General features: G+C 54.3%; 19 protein-coding genes. 13 read left to right on the forward strand and 6 right to left on the reverse strand.

The window, feature by feature from the left end:
• The first annotated feature begins 152 nt into the window (after nt 1-152).
• Together M3A44_06705 and M3A44_06710 are read left to right on the forward strand one after the other, a co-directional pair.
• Nucleotides 153-2,369: a heavy metal translocating P-type ATPase gene (locus M3A44_06705; GenBank protein ID MEQ6341340.1), complete on the forward strand. Its 2,217-nt coding sequence runs from the start codon at nt 153-155 to the stop codon at nt 2,367-2,369.
• Between the two features lie 16 nt (nt 2,370-2,385).
• Complete coding sequence (locus M3A44_06710) at nt 2,386-2,595, forward strand: copper ion binding protein (protein MEQ6341341.1); 210 nt, start codon at nt 2,386-2,388, stop codon at nt 2,593-2,595.
• Between the two features lie 3 nt (nt 2,596-2,598).
• Here the strand turns inward: M3A44_06710 and M3A44_06715 are convergent, their stop codons facing one another.
• The 3 genes from M3A44_06715 to M3A44_06725 form a co-directional block, all read right to left on the reverse strand.
• The gene (locus tag M3A44_06715) at nt 2,599-3,792 is read right to left on the reverse strand and encodes an acetate/propionate family kinase (protein ID MEQ6341342.1); all 1,194 of its coding nucleotides are present in this window, start codon (nt 3,790-3,792) and stop codon (nt 2,599-2,601) included.
• Nucleotides 3,793-3,912: 120 nt separating this feature from the next.
• On the reverse strand, nt 3,913-4,719 hold the full coding sequence (locus tag M3A44_06720; protein ID MEQ6341343.1) for a diguanylate cyclase: 807 nt from the start codon (nt 4,717-4,719) through the stop codon (nt 3,913-3,915).
• Nucleotides 4,720-4,865: 146 nt separating this feature from the next.
• Nucleotides 4,866-5,051: a hypothetical protein gene (locus M3A44_06725; GenBank protein ID MEQ6341344.1), complete on the reverse strand. Its 186-nt coding sequence runs from the start codon at nt 5,049-5,051 to the stop codon at nt 4,866-4,868.
• Between M3A44_06725 and M3A44_06730 the strand changes: the two genes are divergently transcribed.
• On the forward strand, nt 4,971-7,790 hold the full coding sequence (locus M3A44_06730) for a class I adenylate cyclase (protein MEQ6341345.1): 2,820 nt from the start codon (nt 4,971-4,973) through the stop codon (nt 7,788-7,790). The genes M3A44_06725 and M3A44_06730 overlap by 81 nt on opposite strands.
• Here the strand turns inward: M3A44_06730 and M3A44_06735 are convergent.
• Nucleotides 7,748-8,422, reverse strand: a complete 675-nt coding sequence (locus M3A44_06735; protein MEQ6341346.1) for an alpha/beta hydrolase — start codon at nt 8,420-8,422, stop codon at nt 7,748-7,750. The two genes, M3A44_06730 and M3A44_06735, sit on opposite strands and share 43 nt — an antisense overlap.
• 104 nt (nt 8,423-8,526) lie before the next feature.
• Between M3A44_06735 and M3A44_06740 the strand changes: the two genes are divergently transcribed.
• Nucleotides 8,527-8,883, forward strand: coding sequence for a pentapeptide repeat-containing protein (locus M3A44_06740; protein ID MEQ6341347.1), 357 nt, complete (start codon nt 8,527-8,529; stop codon nt 8,881-8,883).
• 12 nt (nt 8,884-8,895) lie between these two features.
• Here M3A44_06740 and M3A44_06745 read toward each other — a convergent pair whose 3' ends face one another.
• Nucleotides 8,896-9,891, reverse strand: coding sequence for a phosphotransferase (locus M3A44_06745; protein ID MEQ6341348.1), 996 nt, complete (start codon nt 9,889-9,891; stop codon nt 8,896-8,898).
• A 124-nt stretch (nt 9,892-10,015) separates the two neighbouring features.
• Between M3A44_06745 and lptD the strand changes: the two genes are divergently transcribed.
• From lptD to M3A44_06765, 4 genes are all read left to right on the forward strand, one after another.
• Nucleotides 10,016-12,262: an LPS assembly protein LptD gene (lptD, locus tag M3A44_06750; protein MEQ6341349.1), complete on the forward strand. Its 2,247-nt coding sequence runs from the start codon at nt 10,016-10,018 to the stop codon at nt 12,260-12,262.
• Between the two features lie 39 nt (nt 12,263-12,301).
• The gene (locus M3A44_06755) at nt 12,302-13,666 is read left to right on the forward strand and encodes a peptidylprolyl isomerase (GenBank protein ID MEQ6341350.1); all 1,365 of its coding nucleotides are present in this window, start codon (nt 12,302-12,304) and stop codon (nt 13,664-13,666) included.
• Nucleotides 13,667-13,699: 33 nt separating this feature from the next.
• The gene (pdxA, locus tag M3A44_06760) at nt 13,700-14,698 is read left to right on the forward strand and encodes a 4-hydroxythreonine-4-phosphate dehydrogenase PdxA (protein ID MEQ6341351.1); all 999 of its coding nucleotides are present in this window, start codon (nt 13,700-13,702) and stop codon (nt 14,696-14,698) included.
• A gap of 67 nt (nt 14,699-14,765) precedes the next feature.
• A complete protein-coding gene (locus M3A44_06765) occupies nt 14,766-15,284 on the forward strand; it encodes a TIGR00645 family protein (protein MEQ6341352.1) in 519 nt (172 codons plus the stop codon).
• An 84-nt stretch (nt 15,285-15,368) separates the two neighbouring features.
• Here the strand turns inward: M3A44_06765 and M3A44_06770 are convergent, their stop codons facing one another.
• Nucleotides 15,369-15,626 (reverse strand): hypothetical protein, encoded by a 258-nt coding sequence (locus M3A44_06770; protein ID MEQ6341353.1) that lies wholly within the window; start codon nt 15,624-15,626, stop codon nt 15,369-15,371.
• Nucleotides 15,627-15,675: 49 nt separating this feature from the next.
• Between M3A44_06770 and M3A44_06775 the strand changes: the two genes are divergently transcribed.
• The 5 genes from M3A44_06775 (at nt 15,676) to M3A44_06795 (ending at nt 24,476) form a co-directional block, all read left to right on the forward strand.
• Nucleotides 15,676-16,158, forward strand: coding sequence for a response regulator (locus M3A44_06775; protein MEQ6341354.1), 483 nt, complete (start codon nt 15,676-15,678; stop codon nt 16,156-16,158).
• Nucleotides 16,159-16,300: 142 nt separating this feature from the next.
• Complete coding sequence (gene pilH, locus M3A44_06780; GenBank protein ID MEQ6341355.1) at nt 16,301-16,666, forward strand: twitching motility response regulator PilH; 366 nt, start codon at nt 16,301-16,303, stop codon at nt 16,664-16,666.
• Nucleotides 16,667-16,670: 4 nt separating this feature from the next.
• Nucleotides 16,671-17,222, forward strand: coding sequence for a chemotaxis protein CheW (locus tag M3A44_06785; protein MEQ6341356.1), 552 nt, complete (start codon nt 16,671-16,673; stop codon nt 17,220-17,222).
• Between the two features lie 42 nt (nt 17,223-17,264).
• Nucleotides 17,265-19,031, forward strand: a complete 1,767-nt coding sequence (locus M3A44_06790; GenBank protein MEQ6341357.1) for a methyl-accepting chemotaxis protein — start codon at nt 17,265-17,267, stop codon at nt 19,029-19,031.
• A gap of 66 nt (nt 19,032-19,097) precedes the next feature.
• Nucleotides 19,098-24,476, forward strand: a complete 5,379-nt coding sequence (locus M3A44_06795; protein MEQ6341358.1) for an Hpt domain-containing protein — start codon at nt 19,098-19,100, stop codon at nt 24,474-24,476.
• Nucleotides 24,477-24,489 lie beyond the last annotated feature (13 nt).

A 24,489-nucleotide genomic window follows, 5' to 3' on the forward strand; every position in this document is an offset into this window, starting at 1 on the left:
TGGAAGCTAGAATGAGGCTATTTCACAACCGGCTTCACGTAACTATGTTTTACCGGATCCCAATGCCGTCATGGATCAAAGGTGGTGTGTTCATGCGCATAGCGCACGCTACCTTGCTCTTCCAACTGCTGTTTCCAGGATGATATTTCATCATGAATCAGACAAAACTGCTGGAGAGCGACGTGTCTGGCATTTCTCCTGAAACCATCGAATTGTCCATTTCGGGTATGACCTGTGTGGCGTGCGCGGCTCGTATCGAGAAGGTGTTGAATCGCGTGGAGGGTGTTGAGGCGACGGTTAATTTGGCGACTGAAAAGGCGCGTGTTCGTTATACGCCCAGTGCGGTCAGCGTGGACATGCTCATCAATGCCGTGCGCAAGGCCGGTTATGACGCACAGGAAGTTGTGGAGGCCAGTCACACCGAAGAAAAGGCGCGTCGCGTGGAGGTTTATCACAAAGAGCTGCGCTTGTTCTGGATCTCCGTGGCGTTCACCACGCCGCTGGTGTTGCAGATGGTGCTCATGATCTTCGGAACTCACGCCGAAGTTTTGCCGCGCTGGCTGCAATGGCTGTTGGCAACGCCCGTACAATTCTGGATTGGTAAACGCTTTTATATAGGTGCCTGGCATGCGTTGCGTGGTGGCGGTGCCAATATGGATGTGTTGATCGTGCTCGGCACCAGCATGGCCTATTTATTCAGCGCTGTCGTGACTGTGGCGGGCTTGCATGGCCAGCATGTTTATTTCGAGGCGAGCGCGGCCATCATTACTTTGGTCATGATGGGCAAGCTGCTGGAAATGCAGGCTAAGGGCAAGACGTCTTCGGCCATCGAAGAACTGATCAAGTTGCAGCCCAAGACGGCCCGTGTGGAGCGGAATGGTCAGGTCATCGAGGTGCCGGTGGAAAGCATTAACGTGGGTGATGTGTTCATTGTGCGCCCCGGGGAGAGCATGCCTGTGGATGGTGAGGTGATTGAGGGGCATTCCAGTGTTGTTGAGTCGATGCTGACCGGGGAGAGCCTGCCGGTGACGAAGGAAGTAGGCAGCAAAGTCTTCGCTGCCACCATGAATCAGCAAGGCCTGCTCAAGTGCAGTGCCACCGGCGTAGGCAGTCACACCGTGCTGGCGGGGATTATTCATCTTGTCGAGGAGGCGCAGGGGTCGAAGGCGCCGATTCAGCGCTTGGCGGATGTGATTTCCGGCATCTTTGTGCCGGTGGTGGTTGCAATCAGTATCATCACACTGGGCTTGTGGTGGTGGCTCAGCGGTGATTTTACGGTGGCGTTGATCAATGCGGTGGCGGTGCTGGTGATTGCTTGCCCCTGTGCATTGGGTCTCGCTACACCTACGGCGATTATGGTGGGAACTGGATTAGGCGCGCGCGCGGGCGTGCTGGTCAAGAACGCCGCCGCATTGGAGCGCGCCGAAAAAATTCAAACCTTGATCTTAGACAAGACCGGCACCCTCACCGAAGGCAAGCCGGTAGTGACCGATATTGTTCTATGTGGCGAGGTGCCTGAATCGGAATTGCTGCGAATCGCAATGACGGTGGAGCAAGGTTCTGGTCATCCTCTTGCTGTGGCGATTGTGGAAAAGGCAAAGCAAGCCGGTGTGCAGCCGGGCGCTGTGAGCCACTTCACAGCTGTTACTGGCAAAGGAATATTTGCTGAAGTCGATGGGCAAGCCATTTGGCTGGGATCGCCAAGTTATCTTTTAGAGCAGGGTGTTACTCTTGATATGGCGGCTGTTACCCACTTGCAGTCACAAGGCAAAACCGTGATAGGCGTGACCAGTGGGGAGCAGGTTTTGGGATATATGGGTATTGCCGATAAGCTGCGTGACAGCTCAGTGCAGGCGGTGGCGCGATTGCACCAGATGGGTATTGCCGTGATTATGCTGACCGGTGACAACCGTGCCACGGCACAAATCATCGCCGCCCAGGCGGGCATACGTGATTATGTGGCGGAAGTGCTGCCGCAACACAAGGCGGCTGAAGTGCAGAAGATTAAGGCCAGTGGCAGGGTGGTTGGCATGGTGGGCGATGGCATCAATGATGCGCCGGCACTCGCTGCGGCGGATGTCAGTTTCGCCATCGGAGCGGGTTCGGACGTGGCGATTGAAGCCGCCGACGTTACGTTGATGCGCAGCGATCTGCTGGGCGTGGTCGATGCAATGCGATTGTCACGCGCGACGCTGTCCAAGATCCGTCAGAATCTGTTTTTTGCATTTATTTATAATGTGCTGGGCATCCCGTTGGCAGCTTTCGGCATGCTCAATCCGGTGATCGCCGGCGCGGCAATGGCTTTAAGTTCTGTGTCTGTTGTCAGTAATTCTTTGTTGCTCAAGAGATGGCGGAGCATTCATTCGTAGGTTTAAGGAGTGAAAAATGGAAACCGTAATACTAAATGTGCAGGGTATGTCGTGCGGCGGCTGCGTAAATAGCATTAAAAACATGCTGCAACCGATTAATGGCGTAATCAGTGTGGATGTCTCTCTGGAAAATGCACAGGCCACTATCCAGTATGATGCCGGTAAGGCCAGCGTGGAAATGTTCAAGAATGCTATCGAAGATGCTGGCTATGACGTTGCATCTTAATAGTTACAAATGTTGTGCCAGACATTCCTTGGTGTCGCGCGCTATCAATAACTCTTCATCTGCTGGAATGACATAAACCGCCACTTGCGATGTGTTGGCTGAAATGCAGGCTTCCGAGGTGCCCGTTACCGCCGCATTGGTGGCCTTGTCCATCACCAGTCCGCACCATTCCATGCCGGTACAGATGCGTTCCCGGATGAGCGGTGCGTGTTCGCCGATGCCGCCACTAAAGACGATGGCGTCGGCGCCGCCCAGTACCGCCAGATAGGCGCCGAGGTATTTACGCGCGCGGTGGCAGAAGGCGTCAATCGCAAGTTTTGCGCCGCTGTGGCCTTGTGCCTCCAGCCTTAACAATTCGCGCATGTCGGCGCTGGTGTCGGACATGCCCAGCAGTCCCGCGCGTTGATTCAGCCCTACACGTAGTTGTTCGATACTTAGCCGTTCAGCGAGATACAACAGAGCGCCAGGATCAATATCGCCACAGCGTGTAGCCATGATCAGCCCCTCCAGCGGCGTGAAACCCATGCTGGTTTCCACTGCCGTTCCGCCACGGATTGCCGCAACGGAACAGCCTTGGCCGAGTTGCACGGTAATCACACGGCTGGTTTTGGCGTCTGTTGTGCTTATCTCGTGATACCGTTGGTAAAGATAGCGATGCGCGATGCCATGAAAGCCATAGCGCTTGATGCCATAGTCATGTGTCCATTTATACGGAAGGGCATAACAGCTCACATGGTCCGGTAGGGCATGAAAAAATGCAGTATCAAACACCGCGACCATCGGGATATCCGGTGACAAAGATGTCTGGCAGGCGCGGATGACTTGCACGGCAAGGGGATTGTGTAGGGGTGCCAGAGAATTTAATGATTCGATCTCCGTTACGACGCTTTCGCTAACGCACACCGGAGCACTAAAGATATCTCCGCCATGCACTACGCGATGACCTATGGCTGTCAGAGTATGCAGAAGTGTTTTATCTTTCAGCCAGTTCAATATCCAGCGGGTGCCATCGTGGTGATTGCGGATGGCTGCGCAAGCGTCGCCGGGCCTGCCATCGATAACCCATGTGCAGCGCGCCTGCTCACCAAATGCGCTGATCATCCCGCGTGCCAGTGCCTTTAACTCGCCCGATGCTGCTGTTTCAAAAAATTGAAATTTGAGTGACGAGCTACCGCTGTTGAAAACCAGGATGGACATGGATGATCCTAAAAATGGCAGTTGACTGCTTTTTTTGGGGCGGCTAGCAAGATGTTTTAAAGGGTGCGTGGGACGCACCCTACAAAACCGTTGTCGTTTTTAACGAAAATTTGGAATAACTTATAGCGATTGGTAGGCGCGGTGCAACAGTTTGTTCGTGTCGTCACCTTTGATCCAGCCCGCCACCCCGCAGCGTGCTTCCAGGCTGATGGATCGCCCATCGGCCCCGGTTATTTGTAGTTCCGCGAGGCGTAGCTGGAGTTTTTTGGTCAGCTCGACGGCAGCGGCCTCCGCTGTTTCCGGCAAAATGAGCAGAAACTCGTCGGTGTCCATGCGCCCGATCATATCAACCCAGCGCATCTGATCCTTGAGAAATTGACTGACAGCCATCATGGCACGGTCGGCGCTGGAATCCCCGTGGATAGCGTCAAGCTGTGCGAGGTTGGCGATTTTCAACACGATCACTGCGAGGGGATTTTCGTAGCGCCGGCTGCGTGAAATTTGCGGTTCAAGGCTCTGCAGAAGGGCACGGCGATTCGGCAGGGACGTGAGAGGGTCATTGAGGGTGTAGAGCGCCAATTCTTCCGTCAACCGTTCTTGTGCCTGTTGTTGCGAGGTGATGTCCGCGTAAAAAAGAACGTCGCCCAATCCGTCGCCCAGCGATTGCCGCCAGCATTTCAGCCAGCATTCTGGCTGCGAGCCTGTCGCCGGAAGGTGCATGACCTCCTGGGGGTCGAACAGGCATTTTTTGGCATTTTGTGACAGGCTTGATGAGGTACGGGATAGCTGATCTTCCTGGATGCCCAGAAGGCTCTGGAGCGTTTTATTGATGGATAACACTTGCCCTTTATTATCCAGAACCAAAACGCCAAGAGGGGCATTCTCAAGGATAGCCAGCGCAGTGGCTGATTCAAGGCGCTTTATCATAGTTAAATTCTCCATGGTTGTTCATTCCCATACAGCCAGGCCAACGAGACGTGTCTGTAAAGTGTGTATATCGGACGTTTATGGTAAAGCTTTAGTAACCCGATGGGTATCGGCGGAATATTATGTTTCCATGTCTTCTGCCGCTATTATCTCGGGGTGTGACCAATGATGCAAAAAATATGATTCTCGGGGCCAGGCTGGCTGACATAAACGCTATCAAGCGGCGCTTTCTGGCGCTCAATCGCGAGCGTTTGCAGCGTGCGCAGTCGTCTCTGCGTGAACGGCAGCGCGATTTTCTCGATCTGTTGCCCCTGTTGTTTCATGTTAATCATATGCTGCTGCCTGGATTTGTTTCCAATAATACCCCGATGGGGGTCTCCGATTATTCTCCGGACAAGCGCACCCTTGAGGCCGCGAAGAAGATTTCCAGGAATTTCTCATACAAGCGCAAGGCGTTGCCACGCTTTGAGATTCTATCGCTTTTTCTGATGGGCAGCAGTGGCACTATTGCCTACTCGAAGAAAAGCGATTTCGATATCTGGATTTGCCACCCCGCCAACATTAAAGAAGAGCTGCTTGATGAGCTTCGCAGGAAGGCGGAGGCCATCGAGAAATGGGCGGCCAGCCTTGATCTTGAAGTCCATTTCTTTCTTATGGATCCTTCGTCCTTCAGGTCCGGCAAGCAGAGTGAGTTATCCAAGGAAGGCAGCGGCAGTGCACAGCATCATTTGCTGCTGGAAGAATTTTATCGCACAGGATTGTTGTTGGCGGGGCGTTATCCTGCATGGTGGCTGGTGCCTCCTGATAAAGAGCAAGAGTATGACAGTTATCTTGAGGAATTGACGAATAGTTTCGCGGTACGGGAAGCGGAATATGTTGATTTTGGCGGGATTCCTCTAATACCGGCAGAGGAGTTTTTTGGTGCCGCCTTATGGCAGCTTTTCAAGGGCATCGATTCGCCCTATAAATCTGTGCTCAAGCTCCTGCTGATGGAGGTTTATGCCCATGAATATCCTGCGAGCGATTTGCTTTGCCAGCGCTTCAAAAAGGCAATTTATGCAGGGGAAATTTCTCTTGACGCGCTTGATCCCTATATCATGCTGTATTACAAAATTGAGGAACACCTGAAAAAGACGTCCGAGAAGGAACGTCTTGAGTTGTTCAGACGGTGTTTTTATTTCAAAGTCAACGAGCGGCTCAGTACGCCAGATTCACCTCATCAGAGCAGCTGGCGGCGCGATCTCATCAAGAGTCTGGCGCATGCCTGGGATTGGGATCCTGCTTACCTCGAAACGCTTGATGCACGTCTCTCATGGAAAATAAACCGCGTGCTCAGGGAACGCAGAGTACTGACCAGCGAATTGACGCAAAGTTACCGGTTTTTGTCTGATTTCGCTCATGAGCATGCCCAGTTGGCGCTGATAAATCAAAAGGATTTGAATATCCTTGGCCGTAAATTGTATGCGGCTTTTGAACGCAAGGCAGGCAAGGTCGAGATAGTCAATCGTGGCATTTCCCAGGGATTGTGGGAGAGCCATCTCACCTTTGTTCATAAAAAGGAAGGCGATGAACAGGATGGTTGGGCGCTGTTCATCGCGCCGCACAATGAAGTCGAGCACGGTGGTTTTCAGCCCATCAAACGGGCGCACAGTGTTGTTGATCTTGTGGCCTGGTGTTATTTCAACGATATGGTGAATGATGCGACAGTGATTGGCCTGCATGCCCAGGATGCTGGCCTTACGCTTCGGGAGATCAAGTTGCTGATTAGCGCCCTCCAAAATTTATTCCCGAACACCCAGTCTTCGGAAACGAGCATGGAAGATCTTTCCAAGGCGTCACGGATGGAGAAGGCTGCCCTCTTTATTAATTTGGGTGTTGATCCAATGGCAATACACACTCGCCAAGGTATGCACTACACCAGCAACAAGACCGATGCGCTGAGTTACGGCGGCGTGGGGGAAAATCTTGCGCTGACATTTGATATGGTGACTTTGACAAGCTGGAGGGAAGCGTTGACATTCAGGTATGTGGGGCTCAATGGGTTGATGAACTGTTTGTGTGAATATGTGCGCTGGATGCCGCCTTCCATGGGCATATTACCTCCTCCTGTTTCGATTCAGTGTTTTTCCGCGAATCATGGCGTCACTATTGGGAAAAGAATAGAAGAATTGTTTCGTAACATTGTCGATGGTTTTTATCGAAGTGCCCATGCTGCCTCTCTGCGCTATATTCTGTCGGTTGAAAATATTTATTACCTGTTGTGGAAAGAAAATGACGCACTACGTTACAAACGCATTGAGTCATATGACGATTTGCTGGTTAATCTGGCCGCGGAGCAGCCGTCGTTCAGTCATCTTGAAATAGATCAGCACGCCCTCCACGGCACACCTCTCCCGCAGATTTTCGCTACTAATAAGCCAAATATGATCCAGGTTTTTTACCGGATGGATGGGGGCTGCGCCGATGTTTATGTGATTGATGAACGTGGTTCGCTTTACTATCAACGCATGCTCCATTGCGAGAGTATGGCGCTAATCAATCAGTACACCTTGTTCTTTGATTCGGTATTGAGACGGCAACATCTCCTGGGGACGAGTGAGAGACAGGGGATGGATGGTTTGATTGGTGTTGAGTTTTATCATATCAGCAAGGATGGGATGGGTAAGTCCGTGCTGGTGAGAAATGATCCTATCCGTAAAAAGGGGTTGAAAAACTATTACAACATGCAGATCATTGTTGATAAAGTAAAGGATGGTAAGCTGGCCTTTACCATTTATTGCGGTGACGAGGAATTTACTTCTCTCGAATACGGCAACGGCTTGTTCCGTGAAGTTGCCAGATATGTGATGGCGAATCGGCAAAGCGGCTTGCGCTACCCCATCTACATTACGGATATCAATCTTCCCTCAGCGATGCTTGGCGAGGAAGCGGGGCGGCGGCAAACCATCCATTTTCTGAATTATAAACGGCAGATCGAAGACAAACTCAATGAGGCGCTTCATGAGCTAGACCGGCAGGACGGGCAGGCTCAAGTCGCCAGTATGCGCCGTAACCACTCGCCCATGTCGTGAATCTCCTGTGCGCACAGGGTGTGCGGCATGGTGTAGCTGCGCCATTCGACCCGGTAACCCGCGTCTTCTAGCGCCTTGCATGACATCTGACCATATATGAGCGGGATGACGGTATCTTCCGTGCCATGCGTCATCATGATGGGTATATTTGCGTTGGCGGGATGTACTTCATTGCGCAGCTCCGCGGCCAGCGGCAGATAGGTGGACAACGCGAGGATTCCCGCCAACTGCTGTGGATAACGTAGCCCTGTATGCAAGGCAATCGCCCCACCTTGAGAAAATCCCGCCAGCACGATCCTGTGAGCAGGGATACCCCGTGTAATTTCACGCTGAATCAGCGCGTGGATCGCCTGTTCCGAGACGCGTATGCCCAGGCTGTCTTCGGAAGCGGGTATGTCGGCGGATGCGATGTCATACCACGCGCGCATCGGATAGCCGCCGTTTATCGTTATTGGCCGCTGCGGTGCGTGAGGAAACACAAAGCGCACGCCGAGTTTCTCGGGCAACTGCAGTTGCGGTACGATATCCATGAAGTCGTAGCCGTCAGCGCCCAGGCCATGCAGCCAGATGATGCTGGCAGTGGGGTGTGTTTTGGGGGTGATTTCGGCGGCTGGGAGGGTGTCTTGAGTCATAAAGGTGTCCTGATCTGATGATTGGGAAGATATACTACGCCTATGCTGATCCGCAACCGATATACTGATATGAGAACCTGTTCACGAGATCGCTGGAGGTTGTTATGAGTCCCAACACCAAAGTTCCCCGTATCAAGAATGATGACGTTATGTATCTGATGTTGCGTGATGGCCGGGTTGCGGAGTTCAATGATAGCAAGGCTAAAGGCACGGCCATCGATCTGGTGGATTGCGATTTTCGCGGGCTGGATTTGCGTGGTCTGGACGCAGAAGGGCTGGATTTGAGCGGCGCCTATTTTCGCCAGGCCGATCTTCGCGGCGTTGATTTTTCAAAATGCCGGCTGGAAGGCGCCAGCATTCATGCGACCAAGATCTCGGGAACCTACTTCCCCGCCGAATTGAGCGCGGATGAGATTACGCTGTCATTATTGCATGGGACGCGGATGCGGTATTCGAGGTGATCAATTTTAGGTTTAAGTGCTTCCCATGCGCGGCAGTATCCGGTCATGGATCAGCGCATGCAGTCCGGCAAGTTCGGGATGGCGTCCACTCACTTCCTCTACATATTCTAATGTTCGCGGGATATCCTTGAGATAGCCTGGCTTGGCGTCGCGGATGTTGAGGCGAGCGAAGATGCCGATGGCCTTGAGGTGGCGCTGTACACCCATCAGATCGAACCAGCGCAGGAATTGTGGGGCGCCGACCCCGTTGATAACACCTGTTTTTAACGCCTGTGTGTGATAGTTCCCAGCCCATTCTTCAACTTGCTCGCGCGGCCATGCGATGTAGCAATCGCGCAGCAGCGAGGCCAGATCGTAGGTCACAGGGCCGGTTACTGCGTCCTGAAAATCCAGAATGCCGGGATTGCCCTGTTCAGTCACCATCAGGTTGCGTGAATGATAATCCCGGTGTACCCACACCTGTGGTTGTTCCAGCGCTGAGTGGACGAGAGCATCAAATACTTTGTCGAGCGTCTCCGTTATTGTCTTGTCTAGCGCCAGTCCCAGATGTTGTTCCATGAACCAATCACGGAACAGCGCCATCTCACGCATCAGTAGTGGACGATCATAGGCGGGCAGCAAGACGGAGCTGCCTGCCTTGGGGCGTTGCAATGCCAGCAGTGCCTGCATGGCATCGCCATAGAGCCGGGATACGCTGGTCTCATTCAGTTCGCTCAGGTATTGACTGTGACCCAAGTCGGTCAGCAGTAAAAAGCCGCGTTCCAGATTGGTCTCCAGCACTTCGGGCACGTTCAGTCCCAGCGCATGAAACGCGCGGGCGATGGTGATGAACGGGCCGCAGTCCTCCTTGTCGGGTGGGGCATCCATAACGATGCGGCTCTGGTCTGCGTAGCGCACGCGGAAATAGCGCCGGAAGCTCGCGTCCGACGAGGCGGGTGCGATATCAAAGGGAGGCAGGCCAATATCTTGACGCAGCCAATGGGTCAATTCATTCAGACGTTCGGGCATGGGTGTTTTGTTTTGGGGCGTGGCTGGTTAATATCAAGGTATACTAATAAAATGCTTGGTCCTTACTATTCTAAGCAATTTTGACGCCGGATTGCCAATCAATAACACACATGATGCTGTTTCCGTGAAAAAATCTCCGCCGGTTGTCTTGCGCTATGTTTATGCGATGCTGTTGTCGTTTCCTGTGGTGGAGATGGCGTCTGCCGCCTCGCTCCTGGAGCCTCTCCCGGAAGGTCCGTGGGGGGCGTGCGGCATGCACGCTGCACCCAAACCTCGCGTGCCCATTAGTGCTGCCCAGCGCAAGGAGGCGCCCACTTATTTGAGTGCGGATTATGGGTTTGCCGTAAAGGACAAGCTGGCTGTCTTCAGTGGCGATGCGCTGGTGCGCCGTGCCGATGAGCGGTTGGCGGCCGACACGGTCATCTATGACGAGGCCAAGGGCACCGCGCAGGCGCAAGGTAATGTTCATTATCGGAGCGACAATCTGGAAGCCGACGGTGATGCCGGGTATATGGAGCTGGAAACGGACAAGGGGCAGTTCGATAACGCGCAATACCGTTTCGAAGATCAGCATGCGCGTGGCAGCGCCGCCACGATCATCAAAGAAAATGCCGAGGTTACGCGCCTCAGGCAGTCCACTTATACCACCTGCGACCCCGGCAGAGAGAGTTGGCTGCTGCGTTCGTCCACCCTCAGGCTGGATGAGGGCAAGGGTATCGGCGAGGTCTATAACGCTACGGTCCGGTTCATGGGCGTGCCGTTTTTTTATATGCCGTATATGTCTTTTCCGATTAATAATCAGCGCAAGAGCGGTTTTTTGATCCCGCGCCTTCTGCCATCCTCTTCCTCTGGCACGAGCATCAGAATACCGTATTATTTGAATCTCGCGCCGGATTACGATGCGACCATTACGGCGCGTTATATGAGTCTGCGCGGCCTGATGATGGAAGGCGAATTCCGTCATCTCAACCGCACAAGCCGGGGCGAGCTGGATGTGGGGTATATGTCAAAAGACGCGCTTTACGGCAAGGACCGCGCTGCAGCCGCCTACAAGCACACCAGCAACCCCGCCGAGGGCTGGAGCACTGATCTCAATCTTAATTATGTCTCTGACAGGGACTATTTCAGGAATTTTGGCAACAGCCTGAGTTTTGCGGCGGCTGTCTATGCGGAACGCCGTTTCGATGTGGCGTATCAGAGTGAAAACCTGACTTTCCTGGGGAGAGTGCAGGGTATGCAGCCTTTGGATAGGACGCTGCCATCCGCCGTGCGCCCCTACCGGGTATTGCCGCGCTTGCAGTTGACCGCCGGTTGGCCTGGACAGGAGGGGGCGCCGAGTTACCGTTTTCAGGGGGAGGTGGTGCGCTTTGAGCAGGAGGACCGGCTTAACGGGGCGCGCCTCGATTTGCAGCCCGAGATCAGTTTTCCGTGGCAGCGCGAGGCAGGATTTGTAACGCCCAAGCTGATGCTGCGGCATACACGCTATCTGCTGGAGAACGCCTTGCCGGGGACGCCGGAGTCGCCAAGCCGGACGTTGCCCATCTTCAATATCGACAGTGGTCTTTTTCTGGAGCGTGATTTCGCGTGGGGTGCGCGGCCCTTGCTGCAAACACTGGAGCCGCGTCTTTTTTATCTTTACACGCCTTACCGTGACCAGTCCAACCTGCCGGTGTTCGACAGCGCCGCGATGGATTTTAATTTTGCACAACTCTTCCGCGATAACCGATTCAGCAATGCGGATCGCGTCGGCGATGCCAATCAGGTCAGCATGGCGCTGACCACTCGCCTTCTCGACAACGGCGCGGAGCGTATCCGTGCCGGTATTGGCCAGATATACTATCTTGATGACCGCAGAGTGACGGTTCCCGGCGGGGTGGTGGGCGCGCGGCATACCTCGGATATTGTCGGCGAGGTGGCGGCCAGCGTGGCGCAAAGTTGGACTGCCAGCGGCGATCTGTTCTGGAACCCGAACGTTGAGCGCATCGAGCGCGGCTCTGCGCGCATTCAGTACCAGCCGCTCAGGAACCATATCCTCAATTTGGCCTACCGTTACCGGCGAGGCCAAACGGACCAGATGGATCTGTCGCTGTTCTGGCCGTTGCATAGCAACTGGAGCATCATCGGGCGCTGGTATTATTCGATCCCGGACAAACGCATTCTGGAGTCGCTGGCGGGCCTGGAATACAACAGTTGTTGCTGGGCATTTACCATACTCACCCGCGATTACACGACCGGCGTCAACACGGCCGGCATCAACACATCCAACCGCTCCGTGATGTTTCAGTTGGAACTCAAGGGCCTGATGAGTGTCGGACAATCCATCAGCACAATGCTGGAGCGTGGTATCCTAGGCTATCAGGGTGCGCGATAGGCCAGCTTGTCCCTTTCTCGATGTAAGATGAATCCGCTTATGACAAAATTATTTGCAACCCTAATCCTGCTGTTTGCCGCAAGTGCCGCTTTTGCCGATGCCGCACCGTCAATTCCCCCCGCGACCGCCAGGGATGGCGGAAGTACTGAAAAGGCAGGAGCAGTTTCCAGTGCAAATACGGTCGAAATCGACCGTATCGTCGCCATTGTCAATGACGCCGTGATCACTCGCAGTGAGTTGGATGAACAGATCCACACCATCAAGCAGCAGTTGCGCCAGCAGAAAACGCAGCTTCCGCCGGATGCCGTGCTGCAAAAGCAGGTGCTGGAGCGCTTGATTTCCAATCAGTTGCAATTGCAGCTTGCCGCCAGCACGGGTATTCGCGTTGATGATGATGTGCTGAGCAAGGCGATAGGCCGGATCGCGGAGCAAAACAAGCTGTCCATCACTGAATTTCGCGACGTGCTGGAAAAAGATGGCATCAACTTCGCCAGCTTCCGCGAGGATATCCGTAACGAAATCATCATGACCCGATTGCGTCAACGGCAGGTTGACAGCCGCATCAACGTGACCGATCAGGAGGTCGCCCGGTTTCTTGCCGCCCAGACGGACAAAGGTAAATCAGACGATGAATACCGAGTGTCACATATCCTGATTGCTGTGCCTGAGGCGGCCTCGCCGGAGCAGATTCAGAGCGCTAAACAGAAGGTCCAGCGGGTGTTGGATGAGCTGCGTGGCGGTGCCGATTTCAAGGAAACCGCCATCGCCGTCTCCAATGGCCAGCAGGCGTTGGAAGGAGGCGATCTGGGATGGCGCAGAGCGGGCCAGTTGCCGTCACTGTTTGCCCCATTGGTTGGACGCATGAAGCCCGGAGACCTGAGCGACATCATCCGTAGTCCGAGCGGCTTCCACATCATCAAGCTGCTCGACTACCGTAGTGGTGGGGTACATAAAGTGACTCAAACCCTGGCCCGCCATATCCTTATCCGCGCAAATGAGCTGGTTAGCGACGATGATGCCAGCATCAAGCTGGAGCAGCTCAGTCAGCGCATCAAGAATGGCGCTGATTTCGCCGAGCTGGCGCGGGCCAATTCCGGGGATAAGGGTAGTGCTGCCAACGGCGGTAGCCTGGGCTGGGTCAGCCCCGGCGAGATGGTGTTGACCTTTGAGCAGGCCATGAACGAACTCCAGCCAGGGCAGATCAGTAAGCCCTTCAAAAGCGAGTTCGGTTGGCATATCGTCCAGGTACAGGAACGGCGCGAACAGGACAACACCGAACAGTTCAACCGGAGCCAAGCCTTTGATGCCATTCGCCAGCGTAAGGTCGAAGAAGAATCCCAAATCTGGCTGCGCCGCCTGCGTGATGAAGCGTATGTGGAATACCGGCTGGACGATGCCTTGTAACCCTTTTCGCTTGTGTGACTCACTACACTGATTATGTTGCCACGCCTCGTATTGACTCCCGGTGAGCCCGCCGGCATCGGCCCGGACCTGTGCGTGCAGATCGCCCAGCAAGCCCTTGATGCCGAGCTTGTGGTCGTGGCTGATCCTGGCCTGCTGGAGTCGCGCGCGCGCCTGCTGGGGCTGCCGTTGCGGCTGGAGGAGTTTGATCCCGCTCAGTCAGCCACATCCGCACGAACGGGCGCCCTCAAAATCATCCCTGTGCCGCTGGTTAGTGCTGCCGTGTGCGGTCATCTTGATCCGGCCAATGCTCCCTATGTGCTGGAAACGCTACGTGTTGCAACTCGTGCCTGCCAGGCGGGGTATTGCAATGCGTTGGTTACCGGTCCAGTGCAGAAAAGCGTCATCAATCGAGCGGGGATTCCGTTCACCGGCCATACCGAGTTTCTCGCCGACCTGACCCAGGCGCCGCAGGTGGTGATGATGCTGGCAGTGCCGGGGCTGCGTGTGGCGCTTGTGACCACGCATCTACCGCTACGCGAGGTGAGCGATGCCATTACCTCCCCGCTCCTGGAAAGCGTGTTGCGTGTTTTGCATCATGACTTGCGGGCACGGTTTGGAATCGCCAGTCCTCATGTTTTGGTGTGCGGACTCAATCCCCATGCAGGGGAGGGCGGGCATCTGGGCAGCGAGGATGACGATGTTATTGCGCCCGTGCTGGAGCAACTTCGTACCGAAGGCATGCACTTGACCGGCCCCCTGCCTGCCGACACCCTGTTCATCCCCAAATACCTGAAAACCGCTGACGCGGTACTGGCCATGTACCACGATCAGGGGCTGCCGGTGCTTAAGTATGCGGGTTTTGGCCGCGCGGTCAATATCACCCTTGGCCTGCCCATCATCCGCACTTCGGTTGATCACGGTACGGCGCTGGATCTGGCGGGCACAGGCAGAGCCGATACCGGCAGTCTGGAGGCGGCCATCCATGCTGCGTTGGAAATGATTAGTTTAAAAAGTGGGTTACCCCTGAATTAATTAATCGCCCCGACTTTCTTGTTGCTGTTATAATTAGCAAACTTTATCAATTGGTTGCGTGATTTTTATGGATGCCCAGAAAAGCCGTTCGCTGAATTTGCTAGGTAGTCTGATTTTTTGGAGCCGCTGGCTGCAGGCGCCTCTGTATCTTGGGTTGATTGTTGCCCAAGGTGTCTATGTCTTTCATTTCATGGTTGAACTTGAGCATCTGGTCGTCAAGACCGCGACCATCGGCGAGGCCGAGATCATGCTGGTGGTACTCGGTCTGATCGACGTGGTGATGATCGCCAACCTATTGATCATGGTGATCATCGGCGGTTATGAGACTTTCGTTTCCAGGCTCTATAAAGATGATCACCCGGATCATCCCGAGTGGCTGAGCCACGTTAATGCCAGCACCATGAAGATCAAGCTGTCCATGGCGCTGATCGGCATTTCTTCCATCCACCTGCTCAAAACCTTTATCAACGCCCCGCACCTGGATGAAAAGACCATGCTCTGGCAGGTCGTGATTCACCTCACCTTCGTCGCCTCCGCCGTGGCAATGGCGTATACCGACAAATTGATGCAGAAGCCGGCGCACTAGCAGCTGTCGTTACTCATAGCCAAGACGCCTGGGATGGCGCTACTTGGCGATAACCCTAAAAACGACTTTTTTCTCCCCCTGCTTTTAGTCCTGCCCCGATTTCAGGCGTATTTTGCGCTTATTCCATTCTGAAGCAATAGTGGAATCGTAGGGGGCGTCCCACGCCCCCACATAATTATTGGCGCTTTCAAATCTCTCCCAATTCTCTGAAAAAGCGCTTTTCCCCAATTGCCATTTCATTTCCCGGCCTTCCTTAAAGTCTATTTTTTTTCTGCCGATACAGTCACCAGAGAAACTGTGTACGTTTCCAGGTTCAAGGTCTTTGCGGGAAAGGTTAAACACTGGATGGCGTCCCAGAACTATAAGAGTGAGTAGATGAGGGTATAAAGATATGGCGGGAAATGGCATCGTGGAACACGATTGTTCTGGCATCAAGGTGATGGTGATTGATGACAGCAAAACAATACGCCGCACAGCGGAAATTATTTTGCAAAAAGCCGGGTGCGAGGTCTTCACCGCGACAGATGGTTTTGAGTCGCTAGCGCTGATTGCCGATCACAAGCCGGACATCATCTTTGTTGACATCATGATGCCGCGTCTGGATGGTTATCAGACCTGCGCGCTCATCAAGCATAACCTCGTCTTTCAAAATACACCGGTCATCATGCTATCCAGTAAGGATGGCCTGTTTGACAAGGCGCGGGGACGCATCGTTGGCGCGGAAGAATATGTAACCAAGCCTTTTACCAGCGACGAATTGTTGGGTGCTATTAAGCGTCATGTGCGTCGGAAAAATACGGAGAGTAGTGCGTTCGATGGGGATATTCCTTTTGAAAACGAACAGGTCGTGCTCCCCGTGAAAGGGGTAATGTGACATTGTGCCACCCGTAAAAGGGTGCAATTCCTGATCGTCATCTCATTGTGCTCTTCACGGGCATTACGGTGATTACGGGTGCTTTGAAAATTCAAGGATTATTTTTTAGAACTATCCAACAGCGTGTGACAGGAGATTTGATATGGCTCGTATATTGATTGTGGATGATTCACCGACGGAAATGCATGTGCTGAAAACCATGCTGGAAAAGAATGGCCACCAGACGCTGGGTGCCAGTAATGCGGAAGAGGGTATCGCCAAGTCAAAATCGGAAAAACCGGATCTTATTTTGATGGACGTCGTCATGCCTGGCACCAATGGTTTTCAGGCCACGCGCCAGATTACCAAGGATCCTGAAACCGCCTCTATTCCAGTCATTATCGTCACAACTAAAGATCAGGAAACCGATAAGGTGTGGGGGCTGCGCCAGGGTGCGAAGGATTATCTTACCAAACCGGTGGATGAGTCTGCGCTGATCGTAAAAATCAAGGCGGCGATGGGGGGGTGATCTCATGTTGCCGCTAGTCGCCAGTTACACCCCCTATGAAATGCTGCGCGAGATTGAGCGGCGCAGTCTTGCGTTGGATGCTGAGTTGCCCAAGGAAGAGAAACGTAAAGCGACATGGAACGGGGTGGCTTTTGTCTTGGATCGTAACCTGCTTCTGGCACCGCTGCATGATGTTCAGGAAGTGCTGGATTGTCCACCGCTCACGATGGTGCCGCGAACCAAAAGTTGGTTGCGGGGTGTTGCCAATGTGCGTGGGCGTTTGCTGCCGGTCATTGACCTGAATGTCTACCTGGGCGGCGGTGCAACGCCGTTGCGTGGCAGCAACCGGATTTTGATTGTGCAATACGGGGTATTGTCGGCGGGGCTGTTGGTTGATGAAGTGCTGGGGCAACGGCATTTTCTGGACGAAGACCGCTGCCCGCTACCGACGCTGGAAGCGGGGGGTGTAATGGACTATGTGCGGCCCTCTGCTTATCACAAGGACGGTGACGTTTGGTTGGTGTTTGATATGCATAAATTAGTGGCATCACAGCAGTTTCTGCAGGCGGCAGAGTAATCGGGCGTTCCCGGGGATTTTTTAATCGTAGAGGATTTTGGTATGAAGATAAGCGGGTTCAAGAACGCAAGCGGGCTTATGAATATAAGCATGCTCAAGAACATGGGTGTAAACGCCTTGTTGTGGTTGCTGGTGGGGTTGATGTCGTTGGCGGTGGTGAGCATTGGGGCGTTCGGGTTTTACAGCACTTACAAAGAGCAGGTGTTTGCCGTGGAAACGGTGGATGAAGGCGAATTCGATATCAAGATGCTCGATCTGGTGCAGGAAGCAGCCATCTCGCTGAATAAAGAGCTGGAGGCATGGAAGAATATCCTGCTCAGAGGTGAGAAGTCCGAGGATTATAAAAGATATTTGGGGATTTTTGAGAAGGAAGGAGCCCAGGCAGACTCAAAACTGAAAGCGGCAAAGCAACTGATGGCGAATCGTGCCGGGCTGGATGTTGCGCTGGTTGACGCAGTGCTAAAGAAGCATGAGGAACAAATTGCGGCATATCGTGAGGCACTGAAGAGCTATGACCCCTCTCGTCCTTTTGAAACCGCTCACACGGTGGATGATTCTATTCATGGTTTGTTCGATGCCACGTGGGAGAAGATGGATGTCCTCAACAATAAAATAGACGCATACATTCCTCAGCGTCTTGAGGGTAATAGAAAAGACGCACAAGAATCATTCAATAGCAGCCGTGTAACTTTTATCGCGGTGGTGATTCTGGCATTGGTGTTGACGTTCGCTCTCGCCTTCCCTATCAGAAAGGGCGTCAACCAGGCCATCAATAAAGTGAATACCCTGCTTGCCGACGCAGAACAGCAGAATCGCCGCAATCAGGACGCTATTTTGCGCTTGCTGGATGAGGTGGCTGATCTTGCCGACGGCGATCTGACCAAAAAGCCATTAGTGACGGAGGATTTCACCGGCGCTATCGCTGACTCATTGGGCTACGCTATTGACACGCTGCGCGGGCTGGTGGGATCTATCAACACCACGGCGGTGAAGGTGGCTTCCGCCGCAACGGAAACACAATCGACTGCGCTGCGTCTCACAGAGGCCAGCGACCAGCAGGCGCAGGAAATTGAGACTGCAGGCGTGGCCATTTACGAAATGACGAAATCCAGTGAGCGCGTCTCGGCGAATGCCGCGCAGTCAACCGCGGTGGCGCAACAGTCTGTGGATATTGCAAAGAAGGGTGCGGAGACAGTGCAGGGCACCATTCAGGGTATGGAATCCATTCGCGAACAGATTCAGGAAACTTCGAAACGTATCAAGCGTCTAGGTGAAAGCTCCCAGGAGATCGGTGAGATCGTGGGCCTGATCAATGACATTGCCGATCAGACCAATATTCTTGCCTTGAATGCCTCCATTCAGGCGGCTATGGCAGGCGAGGCGGGGCGCGGCTTTTCGGTGGTGGCGGATGAGGTGCAACGCCTGTCCGAGCGCGTGGCCAACTCCACCAAGCAGATTGCAACCTTGGTGAAAACCATTCAAACCGATACCAATGAGGCGGTGATTTCCATGGAAAAGAGCACCTCCGGCGTGGTGGCCGGTACACAGCTGGCACAGGGTGCAGGTAAGGCGCTCGAAGAGATTGAGGGCGTGTCCGGGAACCTTTCCCGCTTGATTGGAGACATTGCTGAAGCAGCCAATCAGCAGACCATGATGGCGAGCACGGTATCCAGCACCATGAAGATGATTCAGGAAGTGACCACGCAGACATCGCAAGGTACCAAGCAGGCCGCAGCATCCATCGGTGAGTTGACAGGGATGGCGGGCGAATTGCGGAAATCGGTGGCCGGTTTCAAACTGCCCACGTGATCTCGGCCGGGTGCAGTGTCCTGCCTCTGGAGTTAGGGCATACTTGATTACAAAAAGGTGAGCGGCATGATATCGGCGGAGCATATGGATTATGGCGCCCTGAAGTGGGTAAAGGGTGAGATTGAGGTAAACCTGCAACAGGCGCAACAGGCGTTGGAGGTATTCCAGGAACATCCTGCCGAGGCCGCACAGATCGACTTGTGTATCACCTTGTTGCATCAGGTATGTGGCGCGCTGCAAATGCTGGATCTTACAGAGGCATTTGCTCTCGCCAGGGAAATGGAGCAGGCAGTTCGAGTTCTTGCCAAGGATGCAGACCGGCGCAAGGGCTGGGTCTATAGCACCCTGATGCGCGCCATGTCAGAATTGCCACTCTATCTGACGGGGCTGCAAGAAGCTCAGGCAGATCGCCCTCAGGTCTTTTTGCCGTTGATCAACGATTTGCGGGTCGCCACCGGTGCCTCGGTGCTCTCCGAGAGCATGGTGTTTGGTCCGGCGGTTATCCCTACTGTTTCTCCACACAGCCCCGACATGCAAGACACGCTGGCGCGGGATGTCAAGGCGTTGGCCCATCAGCTACGTCCGGTGTATCAGGCGGGCTTGCTGGTGTGGTACCGTGATACCGGCAATAAAGCGGCATTGCGGCGGCTATTGCAGGTGGCTGTGCAGTTGCAGCAAGTGTGTCCTGAAGAAGGCCTGTGGAGAGTAGCCGAGGCGTTGATTGAACGGTTGCTGGCTGAAACACTTGAACCCAACAATGCCATCAAGTTGCTGCTGGGACAAGTGGAGCGCCAGATCGGACGGGTCATGGCAGCGGGAGCGGAGGAGTTGCGCGATCACCCACCCGCTGACCTTATAAAAAACCTGCTCTTTTATATTGCCTATGCCGACACGCAAAGCGAGCAGACCAGAGGTATGGCTGTTTCTGCCGGTACCGATATGTTACAGAATACTCGCGATGGAGCGAACGTTGCCAACCCCGGCTTGCTGGAAATTGCCGCAGGTGCAGTCAAGGATGAACTGGCATGGGCCAAGACCAAGTTGGACAGCTTCGCGCGTGCCGGTGGACGTCATACCCCGCAAGAATTGCGTGTTATAGCCGGCGTCTTGGCCAGGGTGTCAAATACCCTGGATATGCTGGGCCGCTGGGAGCTGCGTCAGCGCGTGCGGCAGCAGACTGGCGTGCTCGATGCGATGCTGGAAGGGGGCGCTATCCTCAACGACCCCCGCCTTATGGAAGTGGCCAACGCCTTGCTATATGTGGAATCGCTGTTGCGCGATGTCCAGATGCCGGATGCGGCGGTTTCTGAAAGCGCCTCCGGCAAGCCCGCGGGCAACCCGGGAGCTGTAAAAGCCGTGACCGCGGAGTACCACGATTTGTGCCGCGCTGTTATCCGCGAGGTAATGGTTGATATGGGTAAGGTGAAGGACGACATCATTGCCCTTGCCAAAGCGTCCGATCAGCATGAGTTGATCAGTTCCGCGCCCGCCGTGCTGCATCGTATTGTTGGTAGTTTGACGATGCTGTCCCTGAAGCGCCCGGCGGACTTGTTGAAAGCAGGTTATCACTATATCCGGCGCGAGTTGATCGAGCGCAAGATCTCGCCATCCCTTGAGGCGCTAGATACCTTGGCCGACATGTTGACCGGCATCGAATTTTACCTGGATACCCTGGCCGAAAGTCAGATGAATCTTGATTCCCTGCTGGATCTGGCTGAAAACAATGCGGTTACTTTAGGTTATCCGGTTGATGAAGTGGATGACTACCCGCTGGAGGCTGCGATCAAAGTTGCGGCGCCAGCTGAACCTACTATTGTTGAAATCATTTCTTTGGCAGAAAGCGCTGATGAGGTTATCTCGCAGCAACCGGATCCAGACAGTATCGTCCTGGACATGGACAGGGCCGATCTAGCTGAAAATCCCGTTATGGCTGGTGCTATCGAGACAGTTCAACTATTACCTGTCGCGCGCACACAGGAGGAAGAAGACGCAGACGAGGTGATGGAGGTTTTTATCGAGGAAGTAGGCGAGGAGCTGACTTCTATCGCACAACATTATCCTCGGTGGAAGCAGGATACGAACAATAATGAGCCGCTCAAGAATATTCGCCGCTCATTCCATACTCTGAAAGGCAGCGGTAGGCTGGTGGGTGCGAATGTGATTGGCGAGGTTGCCTGGGCCATTGAGCATTTGTTGAATAAAGTGATTGATGGCGAAGTCCCCGTCACGCCGCCACTGTTCGATGTGGTGGAGCAAGCCCAAGCGGTTATGCCTGGGCTGCTGCAACAATTTCAGCGTATTAAAACAAAGATGGATATCGACACGGATATCCAGGCATTGATAGACCAGGCACAGGCGCTAACTTCCCCCGCTGCGAGTCTTAAAGAGCATGTTAATAGCGCTCCCGATGCGGCGATGGCAATACAGCAGGAGGCCGCTGCAGCTGCCCCTTCCGTGGAGCAGGAGGCAGTGATTGACCCTGTGCTGCTGGAGATCTTCAGGGCTGAATCCAAGGGGCGCTTGGAGGAGGTGCGGCGGTTTATTGATGTCTGCGGCCAGTCCAAAAAAGGTCAGGTGACGGAACCGCTGATGCGCAATTTGCATACCCTGCAAGGCAGCGCGCATATGGCGGGCTTTAAGGATATCGGCGATCTCGGTAGCTTGTTCGAAAAGCTGGTCAATGCGATTCACCGTAATCACGGTGAGGTGGCGGAGGCGGAGTTACTCGCTTTAGGTGATTTTAGCGAAGTGTTCCATGACATGCTGCACTTGGAGAATCCGCTCGCGGAGTCCCCGGAAAAGACAGCGGCACTGGAGAAAATTTCTTTCCTGACGCGCCGCGTACAGCACTTCCTTGATGCTGCTGTTATCGAAACCGGCACTTCTATGGACACCGATGCGCATAATGCCTTGAATGATGGTATATCGGGCAATGACAACGATGAAGTGCGCGAGATTTTTCTCGAAGAGGCGGCGGAAATTCTGGGTAATACGGAATCCCTGCTGCAAAGCTGGATTCACGCGCCCGACGTGCTCGGGCCGGTTGCGAGGCTGGAGCGCGAACTGCATACCTTTAAAGGCGGCGCACGCATGGCGGGAATCAGCGCCATGGGTGATCTTAGCCATAGCTTCGAATCTTTACTGAGCGCCATCGTGGCCGGTGATGTTGCCGCTACTGATGAGATTTTCCAGACATTCGAGCAAGCCCATGACCGGCTGCAAACGATGCTGGAACCGGCGCTGTTGCACTTGCCGGTGGCTGCGGCTCCCGATCTGATTGCCAGGATGGAAGCATTGGCCAGGCATGAAAGCATTGAGCCGGCTCAATCGCATGATTTATCGCTGGCGGGGGATGAAGACGAGAGCATTATTCTTTCCTCTGCAATGCCGGAAGCAGTTACCGGCGGTGCGCAGGCAGAGGCAGTTTTCGATCCTGCTCCAGAGGACGATGCCCCGTTGCCTGTTGCAGATTCGATAGATATCCCCGCCTCAATGGTGACAGAAGAACCCTTGGCAGATGCTACTACTGCGCCGGATGGCACCCCGGCAGAGCCGGCATGGCTGATCCCCAAGCCATCCACCGAACAAATCCGTGTGCGTGCCGATCTGCTGGACAATCTGGTGAACCAGGCAGGAGAGTTGAGCATTTCCCGTTCTCGCCTGGAGCAACAGATTAATGGCTTCCACACGGGCTTGACGGAAATGAAGCAGACGGTTGTCCGCTTGCGTGATCAACTGCGCAAGCTCGATATGGAAACCGAGGCGCAAATTCTGTTCCGTCACCAGGAAGCAGGATTTCAGGGCCAGGATTTCGATCCGCTGGAATTTGATCGTTTCTCGATGTTGCAACAGTTGTCGCGCAGCATGATGGAATCAACCGCCGACCTTGCCAGTATTCAGGATCAACTGGAAAAGCAGGCTGGCGATTCGGAAACCGTGCTGCTGCAACAGGCGCGTCTCAATACCGAGTTGCAGGAAGGCATGATGCGCACCCGCATGTTACCCTTCGCGGGCATGGCATCACGCCTGCGTCGGGTAGTGCGGCAAACGGCGCGAGAGGTGGGAAAGCCGATTGAATTGCAGGTCGTCGGTGAAGACCTTGAAATGGACCGCACCGTGCTCGATAGAATGGCGGGTCCCCTGGAGCACATGGTACGCAACGCTGTCGACCACGGTGTTGAAGATGCAGCCACCCGGCGCGCTCAGGGCAAGCCCGAGATGGGCGTGATTACCCTGCAACTTGCCAAGGAAGGCACAGAAATGGTGCTACTGCTGGCTGACGACGGGCGCGGCCTGGATCTGGCGGCAATCCGCCGCAAGGCCATTGAACGTGGTCTGCTGGGCGAAAACACGGTGATTGATGACTACAATCTGATGCAGTTCGTGCTCGAATCAGGCTTCAGCACTGCCGCGCAAGTTACGCAGATTTCCGGGCGCGGTGTGGGTATGGATGTGGTGAATAACGAGATCAAACAGCTTGGCGGCAGCCTGCAGATTGAATCCGTCGCGGGCAGTGGCAGCCGGTTCACAGTACGCCTGCCTGTGGCGTTGTCCATCACCCAGGCGCTGATCGTCGGAGCAGGCGAGCACATGTACGCCATCCCTCACTCCAGTATCGATGGTGTAATGCGCGTCAGCTACGAAATGCTCATGCAGGCACATGAGCGTGGTGCTTCCACATTTGAATACGGCGGTGCCCATTACGCACTGCAATCGTTAAGCGGGCTGTTGAGCGGTGGCGTGTCTCCCCTTCCTGAAAAAGAGGCCCGGCATCTGTTGTTGATGGTGCATGGCAGCGGCCAGCGCGCTGCGTTGTGGGTGAATTCGGTCATGGAAAATCGCGAAATCGTGGTCAAATCCTTGGGGCCGCAGTTGAGTACGGTGCGCGGTATCATGGGCGCTACCATCATGGGTGATGGTGGTGTGGTATTGATTCTGGATATCCCCGTATTGCTGCGTCTGGGTTTGATTGCCGAGCAGTCACAGGGGTTGACGCCAGAGACGAAAGTTGCGATACAAGGCGCCGCGCCGCCATCGGGAAGCGGGATTATCAACGTCATGGTGGTGGACGATTCAATTACCGTGCGCAAAGTTACCTCGCGCCTGCTGGAACGCAATCAGATGCGGGTGTTCACCGCCAAAGACGGGGTGGATGCGCTGGAATCGCTACAGCATCAGATACCCGATGTCATGCTGTTGGATATCGAAATGCCGCGCATGGATGGTTATGAGCTGGCCTCGGTGATTCGCAATGATGAACGCCTCAAACACATCCCCATTATCATGATCACCTCGCGTACCGGCGAAAAACATCGCGAGCACGCCAGGCGCATCGGCGTGAACGAGTATCTGGGCAAGCCCTACCAGGAAAATGAATTGCTCGATCATATTCGCGCACTGGCCGGCGGCCAGGCAGCGAATAACGACTTGAGCATGGCAGTCTAAAAGGAGAGGACGG

This window comes from Gammaproteobacteria bacterium (assembly GCA_040183005.1).
Classification (GTDB): domain Bacteria; phylum Pseudomonadota; class Gammaproteobacteria.

Bases quoted from the DNA above. Each gene is read 5' to 3' on its own strand.
- M3A44_06705 (MEQ6341340.1), top strand. From the start codon at position 153: ATGAATCAGACAAAACTGCTGGAGAGCGACGTGTCTGGCATTTCTCCT.
- M3A44_06710 (MEQ6341341.1), top strand. From the start codon at position 2,386: ATGGAAACCGTAATACTAAATGTGCAGGGTATGTCGTGCGGCGGCTGC.
- M3A44_06715 (MEQ6341342.1), bottom strand. From the start codon at position 3,792: ATGTCCATCCTGGTTTTCAACAGCGGTAGCTCGTCACTCAAATTTCAA.
- M3A44_06720 (MEQ6341343.1), bottom strand. From the start codon at position 4,719: ATGATAAAGCGCCTTGAATCAGCCACTGCGCTGGCTATCCTTGAGAAT.
- M3A44_06725 (MEQ6341344.1), bottom strand. From the start codon at position 5,051: ATGATTAACATGAAACAACAGGGGCAACAGATCGAGAAAATCGCGCTG.
- M3A44_06735 (MEQ6341346.1), bottom strand. From the start codon at position 8,422: ATGACTCAAGACACCCTCCCAGCCGCCGAAATCACCCCCAAAACACAC.
- M3A44_06740 (MEQ6341347.1), top strand. From the start codon at position 8,527: ATGAGTCCCAACACCAAAGTTCCCCGTATCAAGAATGATGACGTTATG.
- M3A44_06745 (MEQ6341348.1), bottom strand. From the start codon at position 9,891: ATGCCCGAACGTCTGAATGAATTGACCCATTGGCTGCGTCAAGATATT.
- M3A44_06755 (MEQ6341350.1), top strand. From the start codon at position 12,302: ATGACAAAATTATTTGCAACCCTAATCCTGCTGTTTGCCGCAAGTGCC.
- pdxA (MEQ6341351.1), top strand. From the start codon at position 13,700: ATGTTGCCACGCCTCGTATTGACTCCCGGTGAGCCCGCCGGCATCGGC.
- M3A44_06765 (MEQ6341352.1), top strand. From the start codon at position 14,766: ATGGATGCCCAGAAAAGCCGTTCGCTGAATTTGCTAGGTAGTCTGATT.
- M3A44_06775 (MEQ6341354.1), top strand. From the start codon at position 15,676: ATGGCGGGAAATGGCATCGTGGAACACGATTGTTCTGGCATCAAGGTG.
- pilH (MEQ6341355.1), top strand. From the start codon at position 16,301: ATGGCTCGTATATTGATTGTGGATGATTCACCGACGGAAATGCATGTG.
- M3A44_06785 (MEQ6341356.1), top strand. From the start codon at position 16,671: ATGTTGCCGCTAGTCGCCAGTTACACCCCCTATGAAATGCTGCGCGAG.
- M3A44_06790 (MEQ6341357.1), top strand. From the start codon at position 17,265: ATGAAGATAAGCGGGTTCAAGAACGCAAGCGGGCTTATGAATATAAGC.
- M3A44_06795 (MEQ6341358.1), top strand. From the start codon at position 19,098: ATGATATCGGCGGAGCATATGGATTATGGCGCCCTGAAGTGGGTAAAG.